The organism is Hahella sp. CR1 (assembly GCF_029813005.1).
In the GTDB taxonomy this organism is placed as follows: Bacteria; Pseudomonadota; Gammaproteobacteria; order Pseudomonadales; family Oleiphilaceae; genus Hahella.
Window position 1 is genome coordinate 291342 of sequence record NZ_JAPELK010000006.1, and the last position, 15089, is coordinate 306430.

General features: G+C 58.1%; 6 protein-coding genes. All 6 read left to right on the top strand.

The features are described 5' to 3' along the window. Positions 1 to 495 precede the first annotated feature (495 nt). From ONV78_RS16940 to ONV78_RS16965, 6 genes are read left to right on the top strand one after another with little or no spacing between them, the layout of a single operon-like run. Complete coding sequence (locus tag ONV78_RS16940) at positions 496 to 5571, top strand: beta-ketoacyl synthase N-terminal-like domain-containing protein (protein ID WP_279504856.1); 5076 nt, start codon at positions 496 to 498, stop codon at positions 5569 to 5571. After that, positions 5555 to 6397, top strand: a complete 843-nt coding sequence (locus tag ONV78_RS16945; RefSeq protein WP_279504857.1) for a polyketide synthase dehydratase domain-containing protein — start codon at positions 5555 to 5557, stop codon at positions 6395 to 6397. Before ONV78_RS16940 ends, ONV78_RS16945 begins: the two co-directional genes overlap by 17 nt. A gap of 15 nt (positions 6398 to 6412) precedes the next feature. Next, a complete protein-coding gene (locus ONV78_RS16950; RefSeq protein ID WP_279504858.1) occupies positions 6413 to 12124 on the top strand; it encodes an SDR family NAD(P)-dependent oxidoreductase in 5712 nt (1903 codons plus the stop codon). A 60-nt stretch (positions 12125 to 12184) separates the two neighbouring features. Next, positions 12185 to 13066, top strand: a complete 882-nt coding sequence (locus ONV78_RS16955) for an ACP S-malonyltransferase (RefSeq protein ID WP_279504860.1) — start codon at positions 12185 to 12187, stop codon at positions 13064 to 13066. 18 nt (positions 13067 to 13084) lie between these two features. Next, positions 13085 to 14503, top strand: coding sequence for an FAD-dependent oxidoreductase (locus ONV78_RS16960; protein WP_279504862.1), 1419 nt, complete (start codon positions 13085 to 13087; stop codon positions 14501 to 14503). A 12-nt stretch (positions 14504 to 14515) separates the two neighbouring features. Next, positions 14516 to 15070, top strand: coding sequence for an isochorismatase family protein (locus ONV78_RS16965; RefSeq protein WP_279504864.1), 555 nt, complete (start codon positions 14516 to 14518; stop codon positions 15068 to 15070). Positions 15071 to 15089: the final 19 nt, after the last annotated feature.

A 15089-nucleotide genomic window follows, 5' to 3' on the forward strand; every position in this document is an offset into this window, starting at 1 on the left:
ACTTAGAGAGTGCATTGATGCATCCAATTCCTAACATTTATTAATGTTAAATTCATAAACTTTTCACTGAAGACATAGCAGAATGAGGATGTCTTCAGGTGTTATGTACATAAAGGAAAGCATACTTTCTTTTTTTTGCATACAGTCTCATATCAATATTGTGACTTGAAGGGTATCAAGCTGGGGTTTCCCCGCGAGGAGTAAATAAGTGATGGATGTACTTTTCCGACTTTCACCAGGACGCACTCGTCCGCCCGCACTTTAATTCAGAAAAATAGCCATTTAAAAACAGGTGCTTAGAAACTCTATCTGAGCGACTTTTGGCTTATTTTTCGCAGATGGCGCGGGCCATTCAAACATTTCCAACGCTTCTGAGAGGAACGGCGACTGCGTGCTGTTTCCTTCGGCTGTTGTTTTATCGCTAGTTGTTCCCTGCAACTTTGCGTCGGCATCGTATCAAGTGAAATTAGGGATTTTAATGCTTGAGAAAGTTTCATGAAATTACGTAAAGCAACCCGTTATGAACAGTTTCAGTGGCTGTGCTATCGACGTAACCCTGACGACCCCGGTCTGACACTAAAGTACCAGTTTAAAGTGGCCGGGAATATTGAGTTTCAGGTATTAAATGCCGCTTTAAAAGCGACGCTTTTAAAAGGATTTAACGGCCTGTTAAGTTACTTTTTAGAAAGGGGCGATGCGCTTTTCGTTGGCGACAATAGATTGCCGGATAAAGTGGTGGATATCGTCACTGATAAGTCGCAATGGACGCAATCAGAGCCTATTGATCCGGCCGGCGATAAGTTATTCAGATTTACTTGCTTTATTGAAGACGAAAAGATCACTGGCCTGAAATTAGAGTTTAGCCATTTAGTCTTTGACGGCGAGTGTTATCAACCTTTTATAAATACATTGTCTGACTGTTGGAATCGTCGGGAAAGCCTGGTTGGCGAGGCCAGGGAAGACGCGGACATATCGTTCCTGCAAATCGGTGAGTCGCCGGTTAAAGAGACGTCCGTTGATTATTGGAAGGCGGGCTTGCAAGGCGCGCGTCTGTCGCAGCCGCTGCCGTTCTGTTTCAAAACGCCAAGAGAGAAAGGCGTGTATCTTTCGGTCAAGCGTACGCTGTCTATCAAGCGTACATCGCTTATCAAACGTACATTGGCCAAGCCTACGCTGACGGAGGATACGACATCGGAGGGAGTGAGCGTCGCTGCAATCGGCGCCCTGTTGGAACAGCGTGACCTCACCTTGTTTCAGTTCGTCGTTGCGGTTACCGCTGCTTTCATAAGACTGTATTCAGCGACGGAAGATCAGGATGAAGAGCCCGTTACTATCGCTCATACGGTCAATTGTCGGAGCGAGCAGCAAGCCTATGGCTGCTTCACCAACCTGATTCCGCTGTTCGTCAAGGTTAACCCCGATCAAGCCGGCGCGACATTGCTCTCTTGCGTCAAACAGGCGCGACAGGCTGTACGCCCGCATCAACATACGCCCGCGCTGCAGTTGGTTGAATGGGCGGACCCGCGCGCCAATCATGGCGGTCGTTTGTTTAATCTGGTGGTGAACGCCTCTGACGGACTCGTGCCTTACGCCGATCCGGTGTTGACGGGATGCGACCTGGAGCTGACCGAACGCCCGGATACCGGAGGTCAGAATGATCTCGCCATCAACTTCAGCAGCGACGGCGATCAGCTGTTCTTGTCTTTCGATTCATCATCCCGCTTTCTGGCGCGGGAAACCCTGACGACGCTGGCGGATAACTTTATCAAGGTCGCGACTTTTATCGCCGCATCGCCAGAGCGTGCACTGAGTGAATGCCGTATCAGTCAGCCTTTGACGCCGGTTATCTGCGGCGAACGCAACGAGGCTGCGCCGCAAGCGCGCATTCTGGCGAGGGTAGCCCAGGCCGGCAAACAGCACGCCAATACGCCTGCGATTAGTGATGAACGGACGAGTCTGACTTATCGTCAAACCTGCGCCGCCGTCGGTCTTCTGTATAGCGAAATCAAGACGCATCTGGATGTCTCTACGAATGGCTCGACGAGTGCCTCTGCTGGGCGCATCAGCATAGGCGTATTTCTGGAGCGGTCGGCGGCGTTGTCAGTGGCCTATCTCAGCGCCCTGGCGTCTCAGCGCGCTTTCACGCCCATGGACCCGTTGCTGCCGGATGAACGGCTCAGCTACATGATGGATGTGGCCAATGTCGGTGTCCTATTGGTGGATGAGCGCACGCGCGCCAGAGCGGAAACACTGTTTCCCGGCGCGACGATCATCAATGTCGACGCTTCACTCGCTTTGGCGATCACTGAGTCCGCCACTGGAGCAGAGGGTCTTGAACAGGCATTGGCGGCGGACGCGAACCCAGACGCCACCGCCTACGTGATGTTCACCTCCGGGTCCACCGGCAGGCCCAAAGGCGTGGCGATCAGTGAACGCAATCTGGCGAACTTTCTCCTGTCGATGCAGGCCACGCCGGGGTTTCAGGCTGGCGAACGGATGCTCGCCCTGACGCCTGTCAGTTTTGACATTTCCATCCTTGAATTGCTATTGCCGCTGATGTGCGGCGGTGAGCTGCATATCGTCTCCGATCAGGTCCGCATGAGCGCTGAATTGCTGGGGGCGGTGCTCAATCAACGGCGGGCGGACGTCGCGCAGGCGACCCCGTCAACCTGGCGTATGCTGCAGCAGGCGGGTTGGCGCGCCGCTGGCGAAATGACCATTCTGTGCGGCGGCGAAGCTTTGGATAAAGAGCTGGCGCAATACCTGCTGCAACAGAGCGGACAGCTATACAACATGTACGGCCCCACTGAGGCGACGATCTGGGCCAGCTGCCGCCGGGTGACGGAAGCGGAACGGATTCCTTTGGGGCAACCGGTGTTCAACACTGACTACTACATACTGGATGCGCAGGGCGACTCCGTAGCGCCGGGAATGCAGGGCGAACTGACGATCGCGGGCGAATGCGTTGGCAAAGGCTATCTGAACGCTCCCTCAGAGCAGGCTTTTGTCACTTTGTCGAATGGCGTTCGCGCCTACAAAACCGGCGACATCGTGCATTACCTGTCCCATCAGGACATTGAATACGTCGGCCGCCGGGACAGTCAGTACAAAGTGAACGGCTATCGGGTCGATACCGGCGAGGTGAGTCACCGCCTGAAAGAATTCGCCCCGGACGCCGCCGTTTTTACCGTGGTCAGGCGCACGCCGGAAGCGCATCTGTGCTGCTTTGTCTGGGCCCCTGAGAGCAGCGCATTCGACGTCGACGCAGCCATGCAATGGTGTCGACGCGCTTTGCCGTATTACATGACGCCGAAAGCGCTGCATCGTTTGAGTCGTATTCCGTTAACCGCCAACGGTAAAGCGGACGTCAAACTAATGAGTGAAGCCGCGTTGACGGATTTGCCCCTTAGAACACAGACGTTGTCAGCCTCGTCAGCGCAGCCAGCGGCGGTTCCGCAGGAGCAGGGAATTCAGCAGGAGATCCAGCGCATTCTGCTGGATACGCTGGACGTATCCGCCCTCGATCTTGATCAGCCTCTTGGGTGGCTGGGTCTGAACTCCATCAGTTACAACCTGCTGGCCGCCGCGATTCAACAGCAGTTCGATATTGCGTTTCGCAGCTACGAGTTCTATCAGTTCAACACCATCAATGAGGTAGCCGGAGCTATCCGTCAACGTCAATCCCCGGAGCGGATCGCCAGATCGCAAGAGCGAAGCGTTGACCGTCGTCGTGACGGCAACGGAGACGACCGACTGGCGATTGTCGGCATGGCGGCCACCTTGCCGGGCGGGGACGATGCGGAAAGTTTCTGGCGCGCCTTATTGGACCGTAAGGATTGTATCTCCGAGGCTCCGGCGGACCGGTCTTTGCCGGGCTACCGCGCCGGTTTCATTTCTTCGGTCAGGGGATTCGACGCGCGCTTTTTCTCCATTTCTCCCCTGGAAGCCACCAGGATGGACCCGCGCCAGAGATTATTGCTGCAGGCCGCCTGGAGAACATTGGAAGACGCGGGCTATGCGCCATCTCAATTAGCTGGCGGCCGCATCGGATGTTATATGGCGGCCACCGGCAGCGACTATGCCTTACTGCAGGCTCGCGACGGCGAAAAACAGACGCCGTACTCCTTGTCGGGACACTCACTGAGCATCCTGGCCAATCGTATTTCCGCCTTTTTTGACTGGAATGGCCCGTCCTTTACCCTGGATACCGCCTGCTCCGGCGCGCTGACGGCGCTAGTGAAGGCCTGTCGGGATCTGCAGGCCCAGGTCTGCGACGCCGCCATGGTGGGAGGCGTCAATCTGATTCTGGATGCGCAGATCAACGAAGGATTGGAGGCGGGGCGCTTTATGTCTCCGGACAGCCGCTGCGCCACTTTTGACGCCAGCGCCAATGGCTACGTAAGAGGGGAAGGCGTGGGCTGTTTTATGGTGAAACGCTTGCAGGACGCACAGGCGGACGGAGACCTCATTCACGCCGTCATTGAAAGCGTGGCGGAAAACCACGGCGGCAAGGCCAACTCGCTGACTGCGCCGAATCCCAACGCGCAATATCGCCTGTTGCTGGACGCTTACACGCCGGAACTGGCGCAGCGGGTCAGCTATATCGAAACCCACGGCACAGGCACCCGCCTGGGCGATCCCATTGAAGTGGCGGCGCTGAAACGCGCCTTGCAGGAACGCACCGATGGCGAAGCGGCTCAAACCGTCTGGCTGGGCGCGGTCAAATCCAACATCGGCCATCTGGAGCCGGCGGCTGGGGTGGCGTCAGTGGTGAAAGTCATCAAGGCCTTCGAGCACGAACAACTGCCCGCGAATCTGCATTTCCAGCAACTGAACCCGGAGATCGATCTGTCATCGTCACCGTTTCAGGTGTTGGCGGACAATATTCCCTGGCGCAGCGAACAGCCATTGACGGCGGGCGTCAGCTCCTTTGGTTTCGGCGGCGCCAACGCGCATGTGGTCTTGTCCGCGCCTCCGCGACGGGAGCGGCGGTCGGTCAATCATCATGACCAATATCTGATTCCCGTTTCCGCCCGCACTGAAAGCGCGTTGCAGAAAAGTATGGCGGCGCTGGCGCGTTTCGTGGCCGAACGTCGCGCAGAACTCGGGGAGAGCGGCTTGCTTGATCTGGCCTTCACGTTGAGCTGCGGGCGCGAACATTTCGAGTATCGACACGCCTGGCTGGTAAGCGGCGCGGATGAATTACTGACGCAACTCCGTTCAGGCCACGTTGGCGTACATGCGCCTCGACACGGTCAATCCCTGAATGAACAAAGCCAGGATAATCAAGGCCTGGCTGCGGACGAGGCGACCTATCCCGGAACACTGGACGATCCAGATTATCTGGCGCAGGCGCGATCGAATTTTCTACAAGGACGCCATATCGACTGGCGGCGTCTGTATGAGGGCGCCGGCGCCGCCAAAATGAGGCTGCCGACCTATGCGTTCGACGAACGCGACTATTGGTACGCCAAAAACCAGACCGGGCGGTACGCCAAACAGCAAACAGGATTGGCGCAGGTAACGACAACAGCTAAGGATGGCGAGACAGATTATGAGCGCAAGTATTAGAGCCAGAGACTCTTTTTTCGATACAGAAGGACATTGGCGCAGCCTGCCAACCGGCGATGGATTCCGCGTCAGCCTGAGAGACGAGCACCCTTACTTTTCACACCATCGCGTGCGCGGCTGGAAAGTCCTGCCCGGTGTGGTGTATCTGGAGCTGGCCCTGAGCGCCGTCGCCAAGTCGCGGCCGGATTTCACAACCGGATTCGTCGACGAAGTGGTCTGGCTGCGGCCCGTTCTCGCGAATACGCCTGAGACGGAGATCGATGTGCAACTGGAGCCGATCAGCCCGACGCGCATTGAGTTCCGCATAGAGCATGGGGGAGAGATGTGCGGCGGCGGTGTTTTAAATGCGCAGACGGTATCCGGGCGCGCTGATCCTCTGGCGACGCCGTTGTGCGTACGCAGTCAGGTCGGCGCTGAGACCCGGGATCACTTTCCGCGAAGCGAGGTCTACGCCGCCTTCGCCGACATGGGGATCGTCTACGGCCCTTACTTTCAACGCATCAGCTATGTGCAACGCCTGTCCAACAAAGCGTTGTCCTGGCTCAGTAATTACGACGGCGTTTTTTTGGGCTGGGCCAGCCTGCTGGACTGCGCGTTTCAGGCCGGCATGGCGATATCCATCGGCGAGCGTCGGGAGAGTCTGATGCCTTATTCCCTGGGTCGGCTGACCTTGCATCGAGCGCTGCCCGATCAGGCCCTGGGCAGCGCCTTCGTGCTGACGGAGAAATTGTCTCCGTTTCGCACCAACCTCACTATTTTTGACGAAACCTACACCCCCTTGCTGTCTGTTTTTGACCTGGGCGTCAAACCATCACATTTACAATAAAGGAGTATGAGGGATATGGAGTTTGCCGGAATTTCTCAAACGGCTATCGATTCGCTGGTATTTTCTCCTGCATGGAAAATTCTGCCTTTACCGGCGGTGTCCACGGCGGAGCAAATAAAGGAGCAAGAGAAGGAGCCCCGGATCATTATTGTTCCACCGTCGCAAGCGGCGTTGCGCCAGGAAATCGCTGACCGTTTGCCACAGGCTGACGTGCGTCTGCTAACCCCTCAGTCCATCGATGATTTGGCGCGTGCCGTCGCGGGCTCCGCTGCTTTGCGTCTATGTTTCGTAACCCGTACTCCCTGGCGCGCCGCCGTGCCGGATGAAGACGTCAGCGCCTTTTTCCATCTGCTGAAAGCGCTGGGCGACAAGCCTGCAGTCAAGCTGGACGTATTCACGGACAAAGCCGTCGCCAGTCCATTGTTTGAGAGCGTCACCCATCCTGTGGACGGCGTCTACGTGGGGCTGGCGCAGACGCTGGCCAAGGAGCGTCCGGAATGGATTGTACGCAGTTTCTCGCTGCAAAAGCTGACGGCGGACGCGCTGCAAGACCTGTTGCGCGTATCGCTTCCGACACGCGCCGGAACGCCGGTCTGTATCGCAGACGGACGCTACGGCGTCGCCGAGATGCAGCCGACGACCTTGAGTCCATGGCCGGCGCAATCCGCTTTTCGTCAGCAGGGAACCTATGTGATTCTCGGCGGCGCTGGCGGATTGGGCGGCAAGCTGGCGGAATATCTGGCCGCCCGCTATCAGGCGAAACTGGTTATTCTCGGGCGTCGGCCTGAGGCGCACGACCTGCTGATGCGACTGCGCGATCTGGGCGCCGTCGAGGCGCATTATCACTCCGTCGATCTCGGCGACCGCGCCGCATTGCAGGCCGTGTTGGACCAGTACGCCGTGATTCATGGCGTGGTGCATTCCGCTCTGGTGCTGGAGGACGCGTCCCTGGCGGCGATGTCCGAGCAGACCCTGTTCAATGTACTGCGGCCGAAAGTTCACGGCGCCTACAATCTGGCGCGGGCGCTGAAGGGTCGGACGCTGGATTTCTGCCTGTTTTTCTCTTCCATTCAGTCCTATATCGCCAATCCGGGCCAGGGCAACTACACCGCCGCCTGCGTGGCCAAAGACGCCTTTGCGGATTTATTGCACAACGGACTGATGATCAACAGCAAGGTCATCAACTGGGGTTTTTGGGGCTCGGTGGGCGTCGTGGCCTCGGAGCACTATCGCGAGCGCATGAAAAAGCTGCAAATCGGCTCTATTGAAGTGGACGAGGGCCTTGCCGTTATTGAACGTTTTCTGGTGACCGAGCGCAGACAAATTACGGTGGTGAAAGCGTCTGATCTGGCATTGAAACGCCTGAATATTACGCCTCATGTAATAAATCAAAATACAACGCCCGCAAACGGCTCCAACGCCGACCTGATCCCGGCGTATCGCACGCAGGACCCGTTAGTCGCCCGCAACGAGGCGATGTCCGCCGCCTTGCAGGAGTATGCGCGCTGGCGCTTGAGCCAGACGCCTATGCCGGAAGCCATTGCGCCGAAGTTCGGCAAGCTGGCGGCGGCGCTCCGTAGCATCAGGGCGGGACATTCCCCGCAACGCGAGGAAGTGATACACCGCTATCCGGAGCTGCAAGGGCATATCCGTCTGCTGGATCAATGTATCGAGAATCTGCCCGCCATTCTGCGCGGGGAGACCAACCCGCTGAGCGTGATTTTCCCCGATGGCGGCTTTGAGCTGGTTGAACCGGTATACCGGGACAATCCCATAGCCGACTACTTTAACCAGGTCGTGGCGAGGATCGTCGCCAACTTGCAAAAGGCCCGCGCGGGACGCCCTCTGCGCATTATCGAAATCGGCGCAGGCACCGGCAGCACCACCCAGTTTGTGCTGCCGGAACTGGCCCCGGACCATGTGAGCTACACCTTTACCGACCTGTCCTTCGCGTTTTTGAACAAGGCCAGACGCCGGTTCGCTGACTATCCCTTTGTGGAATACAAAATCTGCAATATCGAGAAGCCGCCCGCGTTCGAAGAACCTTTCGATGTGGTCATCGCCACCAACGTCATCCACGCCACTTCGGACCTGCCGGAAACCTTGTGCCAGGTGCGTCGCCTGCTGCGTGACGACGGTGTATTCGTGCTCAACGAAATCACTTCCTGCCAGGATTACGCGACGTTGACCTTCGGCCTGACGGACGGCTGGTGGCTGAGTCAGGACGCGTATCGCATTCCCAACAGTCCTTTGCTGTCCGGCGATAGTTGGCGGCGTTTGATTTTGCAGGCGGGATTCCAGGGCGTGGACGCCCATGGCGGCGAAGATCAGCAGGTTATCGTCGGCTTCGCCGGAGCCGACGCGCAGCAAGGCGCTGTGTCCGAAAACACTGCGCCCCAGGCGGAAGCTGCCCCCATCGAGCCATCTCAAGGCAGTGCGGCGGCGCAAACTGCGTCTCAGGATGGGGTCGCCAGTCAGGCGTCTATTGAAGCGTTTTTGCAGCAGGTTATCGCCGAGGTGCTGCAATTTGATCCCAGTGAAATCGAGCGCGATATGCCTTTCAGTGAAATGGGCGTCGACTCGTTGATCTCTATGGAGCTGTTGAAGCCGATCAAAGAGAAAACGGGATATTTGCCCGCCACCATCCTGTTCGAGTATCCCACTATCCGACAGCTGGCGGAGCATATATTGACCTCCGGGCTGGCCTGGCGTGAAGGGGAGTCGAGCGCAGCGCCGACTGCGGCCCCAGTGGTGGAGGATACGCTGCCGAGCCGGGACAGTTTGGCGGAAATCATGAACCAGGTTCGCACGGTCATTGCGGACACCATGATGATGGAGCCGGAGGATGTGGAGGCGGATACGCCGTTTCAGGAATACGGCGTTGATTCTATTATTTCGCTGGAGTTGATTCGTCCTTTGAAGGAGATATTCGGCTATCTGCCCGCCACGGTGCTGTTTGAATATCCCAGTCTGCGCCAACTGGCGGAATATCTGGCGACCACGGTGGCGACTTCACCTTCAGAGGAGACCGCATCAGATAGCACGCCAGCTCAGTCCTCTGAGACAGACCAACATGCAGGCAACCGTGTTGTAGATGAACCTGAACGGGATGCGCAGCTATCCTCTGACGCGACAGAAAAATCGCTATGGCGTCCCGGCGATATCGCCATTATCGGCATGTCGGCGCGATTGCCGAAGGCGCGGGATGTAGCGCATTTTTGGGAAAATCTGCGTCAGGGTCGCGACTGCACCGACGTGATTCCGGCGGAACGCTGGAAGCAGGAAGGATTCCTCACGGATGCTCCTCTCAACGGTCGCGGCAGCTACACCAATCGCGGCGCATTTGTTGATGACGTGGACGCCTTCGATCATGTGTTTTTCAATCTGACGCCCAACGAAGCCGCCAGAATGGACCCGCAAGAGCGCATTATGCTGGAGCAGACTTACCGCTCAATGCTGGACGCGGGTTATACCCGCAAACAATGGGCGGGGAGCGACACGGCGGTGTTCGTCGGGGTGATGAACGGCGATTACGCCTGGCACACCCCGGTAGAAACGTCCACAGCGCCAGCGACCTCTTTGTTCTGGTCGATGGCGAATCGCGCGTCCTACTTTTTTGACTGGCGCGGCCCCAGCATGGCGGTGGATACGGCGTGCTCCGCCTCGCTCACCGCATTGCATCTGGCCTGTCAGGCGCTGAAAAACGGCGACTGCGAACAGGCGGTAGTGGGCGGCGTGAATCTCATTACTCATCCTCGTCATTATGAGCAGCTGTGCGGCCTGCACATGCTGTCCCGCAGCGAACAGTGCAAGCCGTTCGGCGCCAATGCGGACGGTTTTGTCGATGGCGAAGGCGTGATCTGCCTGGCGATGAAACGGGCGGAGGACGCCATTCGCGATAATGATCGCGTTTACGCCTTCATCAAGGGCTCCGCCATCAACGCCGGTGGTCGCTCCAACGGCTATACCGCGCCCAATCCTGAGGCTCAGGCGGCGCTGATCGGCAAAGCGCTGCAAGCCGCCGGCGTAACCCCACAGGAGGTGGGTTATGTGGAGGCGCACGGCACCGGTACGGAACTGGGCGATCCCATCGAGCTGCGCGCTTTGAGCAAAAGCTACGGGGCGGCCGCGCCCCAGAGTATTCGTCTGGGCTCGGTGAAGTCGAACGTGGGCCACCTGGAATCGGCGGCGGGACTTTGCGGCGTGCTAAAGGCCGTTCTGCAGATGCAACACGGCGAGTGGGTTCCCTCACTGCACGCTGAGCAGCTCAATCCCCATCTGGATTTCACTCAGACGCCGTTTTTGCTGAACAGGGAGCGGTGTGAATGGGACGCGGCGGCGCCCAGGGTTTCCGCCGTCAGTTCGTTCGGCGCCGGCGGCGGCAACGCCCATGTGGTGATACAGGGCGTGGCGCAGGCGCTAGCTTCCCCGGGGACGATCACCGACACCGCACAAGTCGCAACCAGGCAAGAGATTTATGTCATTCCGTTGTCCCATCACAGCAGCGCGGGACTGCAGCAGACCCTGGACGGCCTGCGCGATTGGCTGCAGAAGGGGCAGGTGGATATGGATGCGCTGGCGTACACGCTGGCCTGCGCGCGGGATCACGAGCGCTTCCGCCGGGCGCTGGTGTGTCGCGATCAGGCTGATCTGATTCAACAACTGGGACGGGATCTGCAAATGACAGGCGTCGCGTCACGGAAAGGGACATCGGGACAAGCGCAACAGGCGGCCCCACAACGTCTGACCCGCGATAACGCTGAAAACGTCGCCGCCATGTATGAAGCCGGAAATGATTTGCCCTGGCGCGACTTCTATCCGCAGCGCCGGCTGGCGGCGGTCCCGGAGTATGTGTTCATTCGCCATCGTCACTGGATTGACTCGGTTGAATCCAACTTCAAGGGCTTCCACTCGTTGACGCAGGCGCACCGCATCAACGGCCGCACCATGGCGCCTGCCGCCTGGACCTTGTCGACCTTGTGCGACAGCGCCGATGACGGCGGCTTCGCCAACATTATGTGGAAAGACATGATCACTGATCCCCACAACGTGGAGGTGATCGAGGAGGGCGGTCGCACGCTTTTCGTCGGACGCGGCGGTTTTACCGAGTATTGCAGCGCGGAGCGAACCCGCGACGAAAACGTTCCACAACATATCTCTACCGTATTGGCGCGTCTGGGCATGGAAAACCCATTGCAGGCGAAAGACATAAATAACGCTCCCCGCCGCTCTCAGGCGGAAATTTATGGGGACTTCCAGCAACGGGGTTATGACTATGGCGCGCCGCTGCAGGGCATTCGCTGGGCGCAGATCAGACCGGGCCTGGTCAGGGCGTTTCTACAGGTCGACCACGACTGGGGGCGCCTGGTGTCTCCGGCGCTGCTGGACGCCGGCCTGCAACTGGCGATTCTGGCGCCGGCGAGCGCTGCAGAGAGCAGCGGCGATGGCGTAACGGCGGTCTTTATGCCTTATCACCTGGGGCGTCTGGTGGTGAACCGGCTGCCGGACAACGAAGCGGTGTACGGCTATTGCCTGGAAAAAACCACTGCCCAGGCCAGCAAAGCCAGACGCTTTGATTTCTACTTCACCGACAGGCGGGGAGAGGTGCTGATCATGCTGGAAGACATGGTGTCCGTCGTGGTGCGTCCACACGCGGAAGACGAGGTCGATACACGCCCCCGACAGGTGCGGCCGGAGCCTCGTTTTGAAGTGTTTGACCTTAGCTGAGGCCGGTCCAAACGGCAGTGAAACCGCCTGATAAATCACAACGATGGAAGTGTTGAAATCATGGAAATACTGATGTTTCCCGGCCAGGGATCGCAGCATCCGGGCATGGGAAAAGATTTGTTCGAGCGCTACCCGACGCAGCGCCAGGAGGCGGAAGCGGTCCTGGGTTATTCCCTCGTCGACCTGTGTCTGCATGATCGGGAAGGGCGTTTGAATCAGACCGCCTATACGCAGCCGGCGCTGTACTTTGTGTGCTGCCTGACCTACCTGGACTACCTGAGTCAGTCCGGCCGCCGCTTTCATGACTCATTTGAGGGGCGCCTGCTCGGTCACAGCCTGGGGCTGTTTCCGGCGCTGTTCGCAGCGGGGGTGTTCGACCTGATGACCGGGCTTCGCATTGTCGCCAAACGCGGAGAGCTGATGCAGGCCATCCGTGGCGGCGGCATGTTGGCGGTGTTGGGCGTCAGCGCCGACAGATTAAGAGAAAAGCTGATCCAGCTGGACTGTTTTGACGTGGATGTGGCGAACGATAACGCGCCGGGCCAGGTGGTGCTAAGCGGCCAGGAAGAGCGCATGCAGCGGCTATCTCCGCTGCTGGAAAAGGAGGGGCTTCGCTGTGTGCCGTTGCCGGTCAGTGGGGCGTTTCATTCTCGTTATATGGAGCCCTGCCGGGTGCAGTTCACCGACTTTTTGCTGGGCCTTGAGTTGAAAGCGCCGCAGAAAACGGTGATTTCCAGCACCAGCGGCGGCGCCATAGGCGGCGAGCATCTCATCGAGGAAATGGCGTTTCAGCTGGTAAAACCCGTGCGCTGGTCGCTGACCATTCAGAGCCTGTTGCGGCGCTACCCGCAGGCGCGTTTTGTCGAACTGGGGCCGGGACGGGTGCTTACCAATCTGCAGGGAAAAATTCAGCATGCGGTTGCGACGCACGCACAGGCTTAACCCATAGAGGTAATCAAAATGAAAGGAAGCAACATCGCCGTGATCGGCGGGGGCGGCGCCGGCGCAATGGCCGCGTGGCTGCTCAGTAAAGACAATCAGGTCACCTTGTTCGAAGCCGCCGACTATCTGGGCGGCCACGCCTACAGTCATCCTGTCGAAACCGAGACGGGAACGCAGTATATCGACATGGGCGTGGAGTATTTCAATGAGCGCCTGTCTCCTAACTTGTGCGCATTGCTGACGCATTTTGGCGTCGACAGTTATGTGGCGCCGCTGACCATGCATGTGGATTTTCCCGGGGAAGGGCGCTTCTGGAACAATCTCAACGGCAAAGGTGAGTTGGGCGAAGAGCTGCTGCAGGAATTTGACCGCTTTCATCTGGATATGGCCGCCGTGCTGAGTTCCGGGGACGAGCGCTACAAGAAAATGAGCATCGGCCAGTATCTGGACACAAACGGTTATTCGGAGGCGTTCAAACATCAGGCGCTGGCGCCGCTGATGACCGTCTATTCCGGCTGTAACGCGCCGTCCCTCGACTACACGCTGATGTACGTCGCCATTTCCTTCAACATGAATCTGTTGTCGTTCTTTTCGCCGGGCTACTGGCGCAAAGCCAAGGGGGGGATAAACGGCTACCTGAAACGCATCGAGCAGGAACTGGGCGATCGGGTGAAACTGAATACGCCGGTGCAGCGCGTCACCCCGTCCGCTTCGGGCGTCACCGTGGAGTTCAACGGGAAAAGCCAGCGCTTCGACCAGGTGATATTCGCCACCCACGCGGATGTGACGCTCTCCATGCTGGGCGCCACGGAAACCATCTATCAGGAAATTTTAGGCGGCTTCGAACATGTTCCCGTGAAGAGCTACCTGCATCATGACGAACGTTGGATCAGCGCCCAGGGAGAGGGGCTCTATTGCCAGTTCAAAATGCCGGACAGTTTCGATATCTCGGCGCCGGAGGCGCAATTCGGCACGCTGACCCGGGTCAACAACGTGCTGCCGCCGTATCGGGGCGTGGACAAACCGCTGTTGGTCACGTTCGATCCAAAGGCGGAGATCAGGCCGGAGCGCATCGCCTGCGAAAGGTCGTGGAAGCTGCCCAAGCTGAGGCCCGTGGACTTCTATCGCAAGACCCGCATCAAAGAGATTCAGGGCGTCAATAATCTTTGGTTCTGCGGCACAGACACCAGCCTGACCGGGCACGAAGGCGCCATTGTCTCGGCGATGGTGATCGCGGATCGGCTGGGCGCCGCCTATCCCTACCGGGACAACACGCTGGCCTACGTACAGTTCAAAGTCATCAAGGAAATCATGGGCGTCAACAAGCCGGGGGAAAAATTCGCCTCCTGGGTCGGCGATGCGATCTTCAAGGTGGCCAAGGCGCTATCCCTGCACAAAGAACAATCCCACAAATTCATCAAGGACTTAATGGTTTAAAGGAGTCGGACAATGTTGTTACAAAAAGAAAAAGCGTCTGTGGTTATTTTCAACATGCAGTTGGAACTGATTCCGTTGCTGCAAAACGGCACCCAGTTATTGAACGACTGCCGCTGGCTGGCGGACATGTGTTGCGATCTGCAGGTTCCCACCCAGATCATTGAGCACAAGAAGCTCGGCAAGCTGTCGCAGTCTCTGACTGAGGTGGCCAGAGAGGCGGAATATTTAGAGAAAACCCACTTCGATTTCATGCAGGAACAGGCCGTCGCCCATTCTGTGGAAGCCGCCAGAAGCGACCATTACGTGCTGGCGGGGGCGGAAACCCACGTCTGCATCCTGCAATCCGCGCTGCGTTTGAAAGCCCAGGGCAAAGAAGTCTTTCTGCTGGCGGACACCTGCTCAGCGCGCTCGCAAACCGACCATCAGGCGGCGCTGCGACGTCTCGAACAAAACGGCGTGCAACTGATCACCCGGGAAATGTTCTTCTTCGAGCTGATCCGGCATTCCGAATACCCCAATTATCTGGATCTGGCGATGAAATATCTGGATGGGCGCTACATTCGTTAATCGCGCCTGGCTGTGGGCG

Bases quoted from the DNA above. Each gene is read 5' to 3' on its own strand.
- ONV78_RS16940 (WP_279504856.1), top strand. From the start codon at position 496: ATGAAATTACGTAAAGCAACCCGTTATGAACAGTTTCAGTGGCTGTGC.
- ONV78_RS16955 (WP_279504860.1), top strand. From the start codon at position 12,185: ATGGAAATACTGATGTTTCCCGGCCAGGGATCGCAGCATCCGGGCATG.
- ONV78_RS16950 (WP_279504858.1), top strand. From the start codon at position 6,413: ATGGAGTTTGCCGGAATTTCTCAAACGGCTATCGATTCGCTGGTATTT.
- ONV78_RS16960 (WP_279504862.1), top strand. From the start codon at position 13,085: ATGAAAGGAAGCAACATCGCCGTGATCGGCGGGGGCGGCGCCGGCGCA.
- ONV78_RS16965 (WP_279504864.1), top strand. From the start codon at position 14,516: ATGTTGTTACAAAAAGAAAAAGCGTCTGTGGTTATTTTCAACATGCAG.
- ONV78_RS16945 (WP_279504857.1), top strand. From the start codon at position 5,555: ATGAGCGCAAGTATTAGAGCCAGAGACTCTTTTTTCGATACAGAAGGA.